The following is a 13966-nucleotide window of genomic DNA, read 5'->3' on the forward strand; positions in this document are numbered from 1 at the left end:
GCGTGGTTCGCCGCTCAGTGCCCGCCGCGCCCCACGGGCCGCAGGGGCCAGGTCAGCACCAGCCACAGCGCCGTGAGGACCGTGGTGACGGCAAACAGGCTCGGAGCGCCGGCCCATTTCACCAGGGCGCCGCCCAGTGCGCCGCCCGCAAACAGGCCCAGCGACTGCAGCGTGTTGTAGCTCCCCAGCGCTGCGCCTCGCAGCTGTGGTGGCGCCATGCGCGACACCAGGCTGGGCTGGCTGGCCTCCAGGGCGTTGAATCCGCAGAAAAACACAAACAGCAAAGGCCCCAGCGCCCACAGTGTCGGCGTGTTGCCACCGGCCGCCAGCAGGCCCAGGCCCGCCTGCACCAGCAGCACCAGCGCGATGGCACCCAGCAGCGCGGCGCGCAGCCTGCCAGCGCGCTCCAGCGCAAAGAGCCCGCCCATGGCCACAAACGACAGCACCACCGCGGGCAGGTAGACCTGCCAGTGGTGGTCCTTGGCGAGGCCTGCCTGCACCAGCATGGCCGGCACGGCCACCCACATCGACAGTTGCACGGTATGCAGCACGAACACACCCAGGTTCAGGCGCAGCAGGTCGGGGTGGCCCCACACATCGGCCAGGCGGCCCCGGGGGGCGTTCTGGTGCTGCACGGGTTCTGCGGGCACCCACCAGACCACTACCGCCACGCCCGCCAGCGCCAGTGCGCAGGTCAGGCCAAACAGGCCCGCCAGGCCGATGTGGGCGGCCAGCACGGGGGCGGCCACCAGCGCCACGGCAAACATCAGGCCAATGCTGCCGCCCACCAGCGCCATGGCCTTGGTGCGCACGGCGTCGCGGGTCTGGTCGGCCAGCAGGGCGGTCACGGCGGCCGACACGGCACCGGCGCCCTGCATCGCGCGGCCCACCAGCAGCCCCGTGAGCGAATCGGCGAGTGCGGCCAGCAGGCTACCCGCTGCAAACACCAAAAGACCCAGCACGATCACGCGCTTGCGCCCAAACCGGTCGGAGGCCATGCCCAGCGGCAACTGCAGTACCGCCTGTGTCAGGCCGTAGATGCCCATGGCAAGACCGACCAGGGCGGGGTCATCCCCACCGGGGTACTTGCGGGCCTCCAGCGCAAACACGGGCAGAACCAGGAACAGGCCCAGCATGCGCAGCGCAAAGATCAGCGCCAGACTGAGGCTGGAGCGGCGCTCCAGCGGGGTCATGGCGTTGCCGGAAGGCGATGGCGACAGGGGCGGCGGGGCAGCGCCCGCAAGTGAAGAAGGAGATTCCGGCACGGTGGTGCCCTATGGGGCAGGTAAAGCAGGGATTTTCGCCCATTGCGCAAGCGCCGCGATCCGCGCGGGCATGCGCGGGGCCGTGCCACGCCCCGCAAGGCAGGGCTGACCGGCCCAAAGGCTCACAGCAAACCGCAGATCCGCTGCACGCATTCCTGGGGCGTGAGCTCGGCTGTGTGCAGCACCAGCTCGGCGGCCAGCGGTGGCTCGTAGGGCGAATCAATACCGGTGAACTGGCGCAGCTCGCCTGTGCGGGCCTTGCGGTACAGGCCCTTGGGGTCGCGCTCTTCGGCGAGTGCCAGGGGCACATCGACAAACACTTCCAGAAAATCCCCGGGGGCGAACAGTTCCCGGGCCGCCTGGCGCTCTGCGCGGAAGGGCGAAATGAAGGCCACCACCACGATCACGCCCGCATCCACAAAAAGGCGGGCCACCTGCGCGACGCGCCGGATGTTCTCTGCCCGGTCCGCGTCCGAAAAGCCCAGATCCCGGTTCAGCCCCTGGCGGATGTTGTCCCCGTCCAGGATGTAGGTGCGTTTGCCCTGGCGATTCAGTTCCCCCTCCAGCGCATTGGCAATGGTCGATTTGCCCGCACCCGACAGACCGGTGAGCCAGACCACCCGGCCGGCGTGGCCGCCCAGTTTCTCGCGTTCCACGCGGGTCACGGTGAGTGCCTGAGCATGAACATGGGGTGTGTGGGGTGTTGTGGAGTCTTTCACTTTGGCGCTAGCAAATGGATATGGCGTGCCATGGTAACGGCATGGCGGTACGCGCAGCACCGGGGATGGGTGCGGTGGGCAAGGTCACGGGGCTTGACCTATCATGATCGGTTTCCCTGCTGTTTCCCCACTCCGTGACCGACTCCCATTCCCCCACCGATGCCCAAGCTGCTGACAGCAGCGGCCTTTACCTCGCCCGCGCCCTGCGTGAGCAGCGCATCAGCATCCGGGGGGCGCGCACGCACAACCTCAAGAACATCGACCTCGACATCCCGCGCAACCAGCTGGTGGTGATCACGGGGCTGTCGGGGTCGGGCAAGTCGAGCCTGGCGTTCGACACACTCTATGCAGAAGGCCAGCGGCGCTATGTGGAGAGCCTGTCGGCCTATGCACGGCAGTTCCTCGGGCGGCTGGACAAGCCCGATGTCGACCTGATCGAGGGCCTGTCGCCCGCCATCAGCATCGAGCAGAAGGCCACCAGCCACAACCCGCGCTCCACCGTGGGCACGGTGACCGAGATCCACGACTACCTGCGGCTGCTGTATGCCCGCGCTGGCACGCCCTACTGCCCCGACCACGGCCTGCCGCTGGCTGCGCAGACCGTGAGCCAGATGGTGGATGCCGTGCTGGCCCTGCCGGAAGACACCAAGCTCATGCTGCTCGCACCCGTGGCGCGCGAGAAGAAAGGCGAGTTCACCGAGCTGTTCGCGCAGATGCAGGCGCTGGGCTATGTCCGCTTTCGGGTGGACGGCCAGATCTACGAGCACGAGAACCTGCCCGCGCTCAAAAAAACCGAGAAGCACAACATCGACGTGGTGATCGACCGCATCAAGGTGCGGGCCGACCTGCAGCAGCGCCTGGCCGAGAGCATCGAGTCGGTGCTGCGCGTGGGCGGGCACGAGGGCAACGGCCGCGTGCTGGCGCTGGAGATGGACACGGGGCAAGAGCATCTGTTCAGCAGCAAGTTCGCCTGCCCTGTCTGCAGCTATTCGCTGCCGGAGCTGGAGCCGCGCCTGTTCTCGTTCAACTCGCCCATGGGCGCGTGCCCGGCGTGCGACGGCATCGGTCAGCGCGACGTGTTCGACCCCGCGCGCGTGGTGGCCTTCCCCACGCTGAGCCTGGCCAGCGGCGCCATCAAGGGCTGGGACCGGCGCAACGGCTACTACTTTGCGATGCTCGAGAGCCTGGCCAAGCACTACGCCTTCAGCATCGAGGCGCCTTTCGAGTCGCTGCCTGCGCCGGTGCAGCACGCCATCCTGCACGGCTCGGGCGACGAAGAAATCGCCTTCAGCTACATCATGGACAGCGGTGCCTCCAAGGGCAAGGTGTATGCCAAGAAGCACCCGTTCGAAGGCATCATCCCCAACATGGCGCGGCGCTACCGCGAGACCGATTCGGTGGTGGTGCGCGAGGACCTGGCGCGCTTTCGCAGCACGCAGCCCTGCCCCGAATGCCACGGCACCCGCTTGCGCCGCGAAGCCCGCCACGTGAGGCTGGGCGAGGGCGAACAGGCCCGCGCCATCTTTGAAGTGAGCCACGCCACGCTGAACACCGCCCATGCCTGGTTCAACGACCTGAGGCTCACCGGCGCCAAGGCAGAGATCGCCGACAAGGTGGTGCGCGAGATCGCCACGCGCCTGCAGTTCCTGAACGACGTGGGGCTGAGCTACCTGAGCCTGGACCGCAGCGCCGAGACCCTCTCCGGCGGCGAGGCGCAGCGCATCCGCCTCGCGTCCCAGATCGGCTCGGGCCTCACGGGCGTGATGTACGTGCTGGACGAGCCCAGCATCGGCCTGCACCAGCGCGACAACGACCGCCTGATCGCCACGCTCAAACACCTGCGCGACATCGGCAACAGCGTGATCGTGGTCGAGCACGACGAAGACATGATGCGCGCCGCCGACCACGTGATCGACATGGGCCCGGGTGCGGGCGTGCACGGAGGCCGCGTGATGGCGCAGGGCACGTATGACGAAGTGCGTGGCAACACGCAGTCGCTCACCGGCCAGTACCTGTCGGGCGTGCGCTCGATTGCCGTGCCCCCGCGCCGCACGCCCTGGCTGCCGGTGCTTGAGCAGGCCGCACCTGTGGTGGCGGCCAAAGCCAAGTCGCGCTTTCCGCAGACCGAAGCCAGCAAACGCCGCGCCGAGCGCATGGCCGAGCACCACGCGCGCCAGGGAGCCCTGCAGGCGCTGCGGGTGGCAGGCGCCACGGGCAACAACTTGAAGAACGTGACGGTGGATTTTCCGGTAGGGCTGCTCACCTGCGTGACCGGCGTGTCGGGCTCCGGCAAGAGCACGCTGGTCAACGACACGCTGTACGCCGCCGTGGCCCGCCAGCTGTACCGCGCGCACGAAGAGCCCGCCGCGCACGACGAGATCGTGGGCATCGAGTACTTCGACAAGGTCATCAACGTCGACCAGAGCCCCATCGGCCGCACGCCGCGCAGCAACCCGGCCACCTACACCGGCCTGTTCACCCCCATCCGCGAGCTGATGGCCGAGGTCAACACCGCCAAGGAGCGTGGCTACGGCCCCGGGCGTTTCAGCTTCAACGTGGCCGGGGGCCGCTGCGAGGCCTGCCAGGGCGACGGCGTGGTGAAGGTGGAGATGCACTTTTTGCCCGACGTGTACGTGCCCTGCGACATCTGCCACGGCCAGCGCTACAACCGCGAGACGCTGGAAGTGCTGTGGAAGGGCAAGAACATCGCGCAGATCCTGGAGCTGACGGTGGAAGACGCCGCCGCCTTCTTCAAGGACGTGCCGACCATCGCGCGCAAGCTGCAGACGCTGCTGGATGTAGGCCTGTCATACATCCGCCTGGGCCAGGCGGCCACCACGCTGTCGGGCGGCGAGGCGCAGCGGGTGAAGCTGGCGCAGGAGCTCAGCAAACGCGACACCGGCCGCACGCTGTACATCCTGGACGAGCCCACCACCGGCCTGCATTTTGCGGACATCGACCTGCTGCTCAAGGTGCTGCACCAGCTGCGCGACGCGGGCAACACCATCGTCATCATCGAGCACAACCTGGACGTGATCAAAACGGCCGATTGGCTCATCGACATGGGCCCCGAGGGCGGCGCGGGTGGCGGCACCGTGGTGGGGGTGGGCACGCCCGAGGAGCTGGCGGCCAACCCGGCCAGCCATACGGGGCGGTATCTGGCGCCCTACCTGCGGGCGAAATCTGAATGAAAATGGCTGCTAGCGCTTATCTATAAAGCGCTAAAAGCTATTAATTCAGTAGCAATTTGCCGCTGCATCACTGCAGGCGACGGGCCACCTCCGCATCCAGCGATCCCATGAAGGCCTCCACCGCCCGGGTGTAGTCGCTCTCCAGGCCCAATTGGGCGTTGATTTCGCCGTGGTCCAGGTCCTGTGGCAGCACCTCGGCGCGGCCGCCCTGGTTGCGCACGTGGCGGGCCATGGCATCGGATTGCTGACAAGGGTCGTCAGCCCGCTGGGCCGAGCACACCATTTGCATGGGCGGGGCGCCCACCGTCCACTGGTGGAAGGGCGACATGGCCACCCAATAAGCCGGGTCAGTGCCAAATGCGTCGTCGTACAGCGGCAAGTGCGGGGCGCGCATGCGCGCCGGCACGTTCGTCATGGCGCTGTCCAGCGAGACGGTGCCCAGCCACGGCCAGGCGCCTTCGCGCAGCGCCTGCGGGGCGCGCGCATTGAGCAGGGCCACCAGGTGGGCACCGGCCGAGTGGCCCATGAGGATGAAGCGGCTCGGGTCCCCGCCCCAGGTGCCAGCGCGCTGCTGCGCGGCCATGAGGGCGGCCTGCACATCGCGCTCCTGCACGGCCACGGGGGCGTCGGGCAGCATGCGGTAATTGATGGAGATGAGGATGAAGCCCTTGGGCACCCAGCGGTTCACCTTCTCCTGCACCACGCGGCCCATGGCCTTGTCGCCATGCCGCCAGCCGCCGCCGTGCACCATGAAGATGACCGGCGCGCGCACCGCGCTGGCCACCAGGCTGTTGGTGCCCGTCGTGGGGCTGGTGGGTACATACACGTCCATGCGCTGTGCCGGGTCGGTGCCGTAGGGCACATCGGCGATGCGCTGCACGCCTGCAGACAGGGCTGCTGGTGCTGCGGCTGCCTGTTTTTGCGCGATGAGAGCGCGCAGGCGGCCACCGTTGTGCGCGGTGGTTTGGGCCTGCGCACTGGCAGTGGCCAGCGTGAGCGCGGCGAGGGTGGTGAAGGTGAGGGTGCGGCGCAGGGACATGGCAAAGCTCCTGAGTTCAGAGGGTGGCAATCGATGGCTGGGTCTAGACGGTGTTAAGGCCGCGTCGGACAAGCCATGGCCGTGCCGCTCGCGTCGTAGCAGGTGGCGCTGCGGCTCAAGCCGCTGTCCTTGCTGTAGCTGCTCTGCGTCTGCACGCTGTTGCCGGTGGCCGCACTGGTGGCGGTGGTGCTGCGGGCCTGCTCCACGCTGCCGTCGGCATTGCGGCTCGCCCCGCCGCTGCTGTGCAGGCTGCCCTGGGCATTCTGGGCGGACACCGTGCCGCTGTGGCTGGCGCTGCCGTCAACACTGCGGGTGGTGCTGCCCTGGCGTGCGGCTACCCCGCCCTGCGCGCCCACGGTGGCGCCGCGGCGGGTCACGCTGCCGTTGCCCTGCCCATCGGTGGTGGCGGTGCGGCCGCGCAGCATCGCGCCGTTCGGGCCGCTGCGGGCCACGCCGGTGTGGGTGGTGGTACTGCCATCGGCGTTGTGTTCCACGCTCCGGCGGGTGCGGGCCTGCGCTTCGGTGGGGGCAGCCAGCGCCAGCACGGCGCTCAGCCCCAGGGTGGCGAGGGCGGGTAACACAAGCACACCCGCTGCCAGCGCGGGGCGGTGCAGCAGGTCGTTGTCAGCGGGGTGGGGCAGCAAAGGCATGGTGGTCAACTCCTTGGGGTTTGCCTTGGGGTGTGGCATGGCTGTACTGTGGGTCCCGGGTGTGAGCCATTGATGGCAAAAATCCGCCGATGTATGACAAACCATGACAAACGACTGCGGCTCCGTCATGCCTTGTCATGGCTGGGGGTGCATGGCCCGCCGTACCGTCCAAGTAGCGCCTACCATTGCCACCACGCCGCCTTCACTTGCCACGTTGCTCCCTGCCCATGACCGACCCCCTGGCCAAAATCCTGGTCGCTGATGACGAGCCCGACCTGCGTGCCCTGCTGCAGCGCTACCTCAGCGACCAGGGCTACACCGTGCGCACGGTCGATGGCGCGGGCCCGCTCGATGTGCTGCTGCAGCGCGAGCGGTTTGATGTGCTGGTGCTCGACGTGATGATGCCGGGCGAGGACGGCCTGGCCATCTGCCGCCGCCTGCGGGCGCAGGGCGAGACCATTCCCCTCCTGATGCTCACCGCGCGCGGCGACCCGGTGGACCGCATCGTGGGCCTGGAGATGGGCGCTGACGACTACCTGCCCAAGCCCTTCAACCCGCGCGAGCTGCTGGCCCGCATCCAGGCCATGGTGCGGCGCCAGCGTGTGCTGGGCGCCCATACCGGGCCGCGCCAGACGGGTGGGCGCATTGCGTTTGGTGCCTTCACGCTGTGGCTGGACGAGCGCCGTCTGGAGCGCAACGATGGGAACGACGACCACGGTGCGCAGGACGTGCCCCTGACCACCGGCGAATTCGCGCTGCTGCAGGCGCTGGCGCAACAACCGCACCGGCCCCTGGGACGCGACCGGCTTATCGCGCTGGCCTATGGGCCCGACCACACCGCCACCGACCGCAGCATCGACGTGCAGGTGATGCGCCTGCGCAAGCTCATCGAGGCCGACCCGGCCCAGCCGCGCCACATCCGCACGGTGTGGGGCGTGGGCTATGTGTTCTTGCCCGATGGCTCTTCCCCCGGTGGGGGGCGCCAGCCATGACGGCCTCCGCAACCACCCGCCGCTGGGGGCTCTGGCCGCGCAGCCTGCTGGGGCGCAACCTGCTGCTGATGGCCGTGCTCATCGTGCTGGGGCAGCTGGTGGCGGCGGTGCTGGTGCGGCAGATGATCTTCAAGCCCCGCGTGGTGCAGGTGGCCGATGGCGTGGCGCGCAACGTGGCTGCGCTGCGGGCCGGGCTGCAGGCGCTGCCCCCGGCGCAGCGTGGGGCGTTTGTCGAGGCGTTCAACCGGCAGGCCGCGTTGGCCATACCGCCTGTGGCGCCGGAGAGCGCAGCGCGGCGTGCGCTGCTGTCGCCCATGGAGCGGCAATTTGTGTTGGCCGTGTCGCGCCGTCTTGGTGCGGACGGTGCGGCAACACAAAGCCCGCAGCCGCCGCAACCGTTATGGCGCCGCGACAGCACCGGCGTGTTGGCCCTGCGTGTGGTGCACCAGGGCGCGGATGGGCCGGAGAGTTATTGGCTGAACCTGCCCAGCGTGTTCCCCACGCGCGAGTTCACCGGCGCCTGGCTCATGGCCACGCTGGTCAGCATGCTGCTGGCGCTGCTCGGCGCATGGTGGCTGCAGCGGCACATCCACCGGCCGCTGGCCCAGGTGGTGGTGGCAGCGCGGCAGCTCGCGCGGGGCCAGACCCCCGCGGTGCTGCCCGAGGCTGGCCCCGAAGAAATCGCCACCGTGGGCCGCAGCTTCAACCAGATGGCACAGAGCCTGGCCGCCGCCGACCACGAGCGCGCGCTGATGCTGGCGGGCGTGTCGCACGACCTGCGGACGCCGCTGACCAAGCTGCGCCTGGGCGTGGAGATTGCCGGGGCGCAGGTCGATGCGCCGCTGGCGGCCAGCATGGCGCGCAGCATCGACGAGATGGACGGCATCGTGGGCCAGTTCCTGCAATTCGCACGCAGTGGTGAGGCAGAAGCGCCCATCGCTGCATCGCTCAACGACCTGGCCCAGACCGTGGTCGAAGCACAGGCCGACCATGGCCGTGCGCTGGTGCTGGAACTGGGTGCCTTGCCCGACGTGCCCGTACGCCCCCAGGCCCTGCGCCGCGCGCTGGACAACCTTGTGGAAAACGCCTGGCGACATGGCGCCGTCCCGGTGGTGCTGCGCACGGGCGGTGGTGCGCAGCAGGTGTGGATCGAAGTGGCCGACCACGGCATCGGCATGGACGCCAACGAGCTGGACCACATGCGCCAGCCTTTTGTGCGCGGCGGTGGTGCGGCGCGTGCGGGCGCCCCCGGGGCCGGGCTGGGGCTGGCGATTGCCGAGCGCGTGGCGCGTGCCCATGGGGGTGCGCTGGAGTTGCACAGCGCGCCCGGCCAGGGGCTGCGTGCGCGGCTGGTGTTGCCGCTGGCGGGGCCGGGCGGTGAGCCCGCGACGGCGTGAACGGATGCGCAACGGAGGAGCGAGCGGTTTGCCCGGCTCATCCGCCGCTCCGCGCGGCGCCGAGGCGCCACGGGGCGCGCAGAATTTGAATAAAAATGGCCGCTAGCGCTTGATGGGTAAGCGCCAATAGCTATTGAATTCGTAGCGAATTCGTGGGGCGTGGTGCCCTGTGCTGGCCCTGGCCTTCGTCCCCCAGCCGGAACACCGACACCACATGCACCAGGTCTTCGGCCTGGTTTTGCAGGCTGCTGGCGGCGGCGGCCATTTCCTCGACCAGGGCGGCGTTTTGCTGCGTGACCTGGTCCATCTGCGTCACGGCCTCGCCCACCTGGGCCACACCCAGCGATTGTTCGTGGCTGGCCGCGCTGATCTCGCCCACGATGTCGGTCACGCGGCGGATGGACGCCACCACCTCGGTCATGGTGCTGCCCGCGCGGTCCACCAGGGCCGTGCCTTGCTCCACGCGCTCCACGCTGGCGCTGATGAGGGCCTTGATCTCGCGCGCGGCCTCCGCACTGCGCCCGGCCAGGCTGCGCACCTCACTGGCCACCACGGCAAAACCCCGGCCTTGTTCGCCCGCGCGAGCGGCTTCCACGGCCGCGTTGAGCGCGAGGATGTTGGTCTGGAATGCGATGGAGTCGATCACGCCGATGATGTCCGAGATCTTCTGCGACGAGGCGTTGATGCCCTGCATGGTGTCCACCACCTGGGCCACCACCTCGCCGCCCTGCACGGCCACGGTGCTGGCGCTCGCGGCCAACTGGCTGGCCTGCTGGGCACTGTCGGCGTTCTGGCGCACGGTGGCGTTGAGCTGCTCCATCGAGGCGGCGGTTTCTTCGAGCGCGCTGGCCTGGCTTTCGGTGCGTGCCGACAGGTCGGTGTTGCCCTGGGCAATCTGCACGCTGGCCGTGGCCACATTTTCAGACCCGTTGCGCACCTGGCGCACCACCTGCGTGAGCTGGGTGCGCATCTGCATCAGGGCTTCCAGCAGCTGGCCAACTTCGTTGGTGCCGTGGGGCAGCACGCCGCCGCTCAGGTCACCCTGCGCCACGGCACGCGACAGCGCCACGGCCTGCGTCAGCGGCCCGGTCATCGAGCGCACAAACACCAGCGCCATGCCGCTGGTGGTCGACAGCGTGACCACCAGGGCCAGCGCCACCCACAGCAGCCCCCGCTGCAGGTCGGACACCCGGGCCTGCAGGGCCTGGTCCAGGCTGGCCATGGACAGGTTGTTGAGTGCGTTCAGCGCTTCGATGGTGCGGGTGAACGCGTCGAAATAGTCCTTGGAGGGCAGCTGGAGTTCGCTGGCGTTGATCACGTCGCGCTCGGCCATCTGCAGCGATTGCTGGATCTGGCCCTGCACCGCCCGTGCGCTGCTGCCCAGGGCGCGCTGCAGATCGGGGTTGCCCTGCAGGGCGCGGTCCAGCCCGCGGAAGGTGTCGGCCTGCAGCTCGGCCACACGCTGCTGCAGCACCAGCAGCTGGCCCTTGCCCTGGGGCGTCAGCTCGTGCTTGCCCAGTGCGCTGGCGCCTTGGGCGCGCAGCATGCCCAGCTTTTCGCCCAGCATGGGCGCCTGCACCAGCGAGGCCTGGATCAGCGCGTGGGTGTCGGCGTCAGGGTCGATCTGCAGGCCATAGGCATGCAGCAAGGATTCGTTGAGCTGCAGCAGCGACGCGATGAGCTGCGTGTGCTGCGCCGTGCTCTGGGCCTGCTCGATGCTGCGTGCGGCCACGGCCTGCTCCAGCGTGCGCCAGGTCTGCTGGGCCTGGGTCCAGGTGGCCATCTGGGGGGCGGGCACCTTGGCGGCCGCAAAGCGGGTGGTGACATCGTCCAGGGCCGTGTTGACGGCATCGCGCGCGGCGGGGCGGCGCGCTGCCAGGGTTTCGTCGCCACCGAGCATGCCCACCGACAGGCCCCGGTGCACCTGCATCTGCTGCACCAGCCGGGTCAGCGCCTGTGCGGGGACCACGCCCTGCGCCTCGTGGTGCGCGTGGCCAATGGCGTGCAGCGAATCGCGCACCGTCAGGTAGGTGGGCAGCGCGCTCATCATGAGCCCGAGGGTTCCCAGGATGAGGAATTTTTCGAGCAGGTTTAACCGGTGCAGAAGTGACATGGCAGTAGGCGCACGGTCAATGTGTGCGCAAAAAGATAGACCTCAGGGGCGGGGTGTCGGCACCCGCCGACTGGGATGCGGCCCTCCATCAGACCGCGCGGAATGTAACGCAATGTAGGGGTCTGTCTTCAGTAGGGTTTTGACTCAGGTCAATTTTTTGCAGCACCGCGTGTGTGCCCGCTGGGCGTCCCGCACCGCCCCTCGGTCGGCTCGGGCAGCGCCGCGGCAAATGGTGCGCTGGAGAATAATGAACCCATCCCGTCCTTTGGAGCACCCCGCATGCAATCGATCACCCTGCGTTTCCTGGCGTCTCAAAGCACCCTGCCGCAGGCTGGCCGCGTGCCCGGCGGCACCGTGCTGCGCTGGGTGGACGAAGCGGGCTTTGCCTGCGCGAGTGCCTGGGCCCAGGGGCCGTGTATCACCGAGTTTGTCGGTGGCGCGAATTTCACGCGCCCCATCCGGCCGGGGGACCTGGTGGAGGTGCATGCCCGCCTGGCCTTTACCACCGACACCTCGATGCACCTGGCGGTGGAGGTGCGCAGCGGCAGCGTCCACAGCGCACAGCAGCAAGAGGTGCTGCACTGCGTGGCGGTCTACACGGCGGTGGACGCCGACGAGCAGCCCCGCACCATTGACAAATGGAGCCCCGAAACCCCGGGTGACATGGCCCTGGCGCAGCGGGTGAAGGCGCATGTGGACGCCGCGCGGGCGGCGCAATGAGGGCGCGCAGGCGGAGTTAAAACACTGCGGTTGTCCCCAGGCCTTCACAACGCAGGGCAAGCCCCTGCCGCTGGAGAGCCGCTGGTGTGGGCACGGCAGTGCCTCACCTTGCGGCCGGGCCAGGGTCCTTGCCAGCCACGATACGCCCCCGCTGCCATGCCTGCGTGCGGTCGCGCGCATCCACGTCCACGTCCGCAGTCGCAGTCGCAGTCGCATTGGACAGCACGGTGAAACTGGCCGCATCCGCCCGCGCCAGCGGCTCGCCCTGGTACCAAACCCGCCGCGCATCGGCCGCGTAGCCACGCCCCAGGGCGCGCAGCGTGGCCAGGTCAGCGCCGCGCAGGAGACGCAACACGGGGTGCGGCCCCCGGTCGGGCTGATTGACCTCGATGTGGCCGTGCCAGGCGTGGGTGCGGTCGCGTGCGTAGCCGGGGTCGTCTTCGTCCATCAGCGCAAAGCTTGGGCCGTGGCTGGCGGGAATCTCGGCATGCTCGAAGTAGCCGCGCTGCGCATCGCGCGCAAAGCGGGGGCTGAGCGGCTCGAAGCTGGCCGCATCGCGCACGGCGAAAGGCTGGCCCCGGTCGTAGGCGCGATGCCGGTCGTGGGCATGGCCGTGGGCCAGCACGCGGTAGCTGGCCGCATCGGCGCCGGGGATGGTGGTGGTGCGCAGGTGCTGGTAGGCCCAATACTCCTGCGCCTTGCGGTAGGTTTTGCAGTAGTAGACCGCACGGCTGTCGCGTGCCTCGTGTTCCGACAGGGCTTCGAACGTGGCGCCCTCGCTGCCCTCCACTGCGCTGCCCCGGCAGTAGCCTTGCTGCGCGTCGCGCCCAAAGTGTGGCGAGAGCGGCTGGAACGTTGTGGGGTCGCCCGGGGTGAAGGCCGCGCCGCCGTAGGTCCAGCCCCCCGCCCAGCCTCGCTGGTAACCCGCGCCACCGTCGCAGCCGCACAGTGCGGCCAGCGCCCCGAGCGCCAGCGCACACACGCGGGCGAACCCGGTGGGGGCCTGCTGAAGCGTGCCATTCTCGTTCTGCATGGGAGGCGCAACGGCGCGCGGCGGGCTTACTGCACCGGAACGACCCGCACCGCTGCGGTGTACGGCTCCACGCGCAGGCTGTCGTGCGCCAGCACGCTGATCTTGGCGCGGGGCGCCATCTCCAGCGCGCCGTCGGCCCCTTTGCGCGGTGCGTATTGCCAGAGGGTGAGCGCGCCCTTGGCGGCCAGGGCCTGGCCGATGGCGGCGGCCTCGGGGCGCAGGGCACCGGCCTCGTCCGGCGGCACGGCGACGATGACCTCGTCGCGCACGGTGACGATCTTGAACAGCAAGGGGGTTGAGGCTTGGGCCATGGCAGTGACTGCAGAAGTGGCCAGTGCGACCGCCACCCAGGCGGCGGCGCTGGCGCGAAGACGGGGCGTTGTGCGGGGCATGGTGGTGCTCATGCGGTTCATTGTGCTAGTTCGGCGGCGTGGCACCCGCTTGCATGGTGCGTGCCACGTGGGAATACATCGCGGTCCAGGCTTCTCGGGTCGCGGGGGTGAAGGTACCGCCCAGCGCATCGGACAGCGTCTCCAGCAGGGCTGCGCCCACCGTGTCGTAGTGCGCGGCCTGCACGCCATAGCCCGTGTGGCGCTGGCCCAGCGAACGCAGCGCGGGGTCTAGCCGCTCGGGATGGTCGAGCAGCCGCACGGCGTTGCCGATCATGTCCAGCAGCTTGCGTGCCTGCATGTGCATGTCGGACGACTCGAACAACCCCTGGATGGCGGGGTCGCGTGCGAACAGCTTGGCATAGAACAGCACGCCTGCCTGCGCGGCGACGGGCGCAACCTGCGCAAAGCTCTGGCGCACCAGATGGATTTGTTCGGGGGACACGGGGAAACTCCTG

At 69.1% G+C, this 13966-nt stretch carries 12 protein-coding genes; 4 read left to right on the plus strand and 8 right to left on the minus strand.

Translation table 11 applies throughout. The features are described 5' to 3' along the window. Positions 1-14: 14 nt before the first annotated feature. Together ASE39_RS12180 and cysC are read right to left on the minus strand one after the other, a co-directional pair. Positions 15-1193, minus strand: coding sequence for an MFS transporter (locus ASE39_RS12180; RefSeq protein WP_057271290.1), 1179 nt, complete (start codon positions 1191-1193; stop codon positions 15-17). A gap of 194 nt (positions 1194-1387) precedes the next feature. Then, a complete protein-coding gene (gene cysC, locus ASE39_RS12185; protein ID WP_057271291.1) occupies positions 1388-1984 on the minus strand; it encodes an adenylyl-sulfate kinase in 597 nt (198 codons plus the stop codon). A gap of 134 nt (positions 1985-2118) precedes the next feature. On the opposite strand from cysC, the gene uvrA reads away from it, so the two are divergent. After that, positions 2119-5175 (plus strand): excinuclease ABC subunit UvrA, encoded by a 3057-nt coding sequence (gene uvrA / locus ASE39_RS12190; RefSeq protein ID WP_057271292.1) that lies wholly within the window; start codon positions 2119-2121, stop codon positions 5173-5175. A 67-nt stretch (positions 5176-5242) separates the two neighbouring features. Here the strand turns inward: uvrA and ASE39_RS12195 are convergent, their stop codons facing one another. Then, positions 5243-6214 (minus strand): alpha/beta hydrolase, encoded by a 972-nt coding sequence (locus ASE39_RS12195; RefSeq protein WP_010464664.1) that lies wholly within the window; start codon positions 6212-6214, stop codon positions 5243-5245. A 53-nt stretch (positions 6215-6267) separates the two neighbouring features. Next, a complete protein-coding gene (locus ASE39_RS12200) occupies positions 6268-6864 on the minus strand; it encodes a hypothetical protein (RefSeq protein ID WP_010464662.1) in 597 nt (198 codons plus the stop codon). A gap of 227 nt (positions 6865-7091) precedes the next feature. On the opposite strand from ASE39_RS12200, the gene ASE39_RS12205 reads away from it, so the two are divergent. Next, complete coding sequence (locus ASE39_RS12205; RefSeq protein ID WP_057271293.1) at positions 7092-7856, plus strand: response regulator; 765 nt, start codon at positions 7092-7094, stop codon at positions 7854-7856. Then, positions 7853-9253, plus strand: coding sequence for an ATP-binding protein (locus ASE39_RS12210; protein WP_010464658.1), 1401 nt, complete (start codon positions 7853-7855; stop codon positions 9251-9253). The genes ASE39_RS12205 and ASE39_RS12210 overlap by 4 nt, the downstream gene beginning before the upstream one ends. Positions 9254-9383: 130 nt before the next feature. Here the strand turns inward: ASE39_RS12210 and ASE39_RS12215 are convergent, their stop codons facing one another. Then, entirely contained in the window at positions 9384-11366 is a 1983-nt protein-coding gene (locus tag ASE39_RS12215) for a methyl-accepting chemotaxis protein (protein WP_010464657.1), read from the minus strand. A gap of 279 nt (positions 11367-11645) precedes the next feature. On the opposite strand from ASE39_RS12215, the gene ASE39_RS12220 reads away from it, so the two are divergent. Beyond that, on the plus strand, positions 11646-12086 hold the full coding sequence (locus ASE39_RS12220) for a hotdog domain-containing protein (RefSeq protein ID WP_010464655.1): 441 nt from the start codon (positions 11646-11648) through the stop codon (positions 12084-12086). A gap of 103 nt (positions 12087-12189) precedes the next feature. Here ASE39_RS12220 and ASE39_RS12225 read toward each other — a convergent pair whose 3' ends face one another. From ASE39_RS12225 to ASE39_RS12235, 3 genes are read right to left on the minus strand one after another with little or no spacing between them, the layout of a single operon-like run. Continuing rightward, on the minus strand, positions 12190-13119 hold the full coding sequence (locus ASE39_RS12225) for a DKNYY domain-containing protein (RefSeq protein WP_057271294.1): 930 nt from the start codon (positions 13117-13119) through the stop codon (positions 12190-12192). A gap of 26 nt (positions 13120-13145) precedes the next feature. Beyond that, positions 13146-13511 (minus strand): hypothetical protein, encoded by a 366-nt coding sequence (locus ASE39_RS12230; protein WP_081474681.1) that lies wholly within the window; start codon positions 13509-13511, stop codon positions 13146-13148. 25 nt (positions 13512-13536) lie between these two features. Next, positions 13537-13953, minus strand: a complete 417-nt coding sequence (locus ASE39_RS12235) for a globin domain-containing protein (RefSeq protein ID WP_010464648.1) — start codon at positions 13951-13953, stop codon at positions 13537-13539. Positions 13954-13966 lie beyond the last annotated feature (13 nt).

Origin of the sequence: Acidovorax sp. Root267 (assembly GCF_001429215.1) — a bacterium.
Taxonomy (GTDB): domain Bacteria; phylum Pseudomonadota; class Gammaproteobacteria; order Burkholderiales; family Burkholderiaceae_C; genus Acidovorax; species Acidovorax radicis.

Excerpts from the sequence above, each read along its gene's own strand:
- ASE39_RS12180 (WP_057271290.1), bottom strand. The coding sequence starts at position 1,193 with ATGACCCCGCTGGAGCGCCGCTCCAGCCTCAGTCTGGCGCTGATCTTT.
- ASE39_RS12195 (WP_010464664.1), bottom strand. The coding sequence starts at position 6,214 with ATGTCCCTGCGCCGCACCCTCACCTTCACCACCCTCGCCGCGCTCACG.
- ASE39_RS12200 (WP_010464662.1), bottom strand. The coding sequence starts at position 6,864 with ATGCCTTTGCTGCCCCACCCCGCTGACAACGACCTGCTGCACCGCCCC.
- ASE39_RS12205 (WP_057271293.1), top strand. The coding sequence starts at position 7,092 with ATGACCGACCCCCTGGCCAAAATCCTGGTCGCTGATGACGAGCCCGAC.
- ASE39_RS12210 (WP_010464658.1), top strand. The coding sequence starts at position 7,853 with ATGACGGCCTCCGCAACCACCCGCCGCTGGGGGCTCTGGCCGCGCAGC.
- ASE39_RS12215 (WP_010464657.1), bottom strand. The coding sequence starts at position 11,366 with ATGTCACTTCTGCACCGGTTAAACCTGCTCGAAAAATTCCTCATCCTG.
- ASE39_RS12220 (WP_010464655.1), top strand. The coding sequence starts at position 11,646 with ATGCAATCGATCACCCTGCGTTTCCTGGCGTCTCAAAGCACCCTGCCG.
- ASE39_RS12225 (WP_057271294.1), bottom strand. The coding sequence starts at position 13,119 with ATGCAGAACGAGAATGGCACGCTTCAGCAGGCCCCCACCGGGTTCGCC.
- ASE39_RS12230 (WP_081474681.1), bottom strand. The coding sequence starts at position 13,511 with ATGCCCCGCACAACGCCCCGTCTTCGCGCCAGCGCCGCCGCCTGGGTG.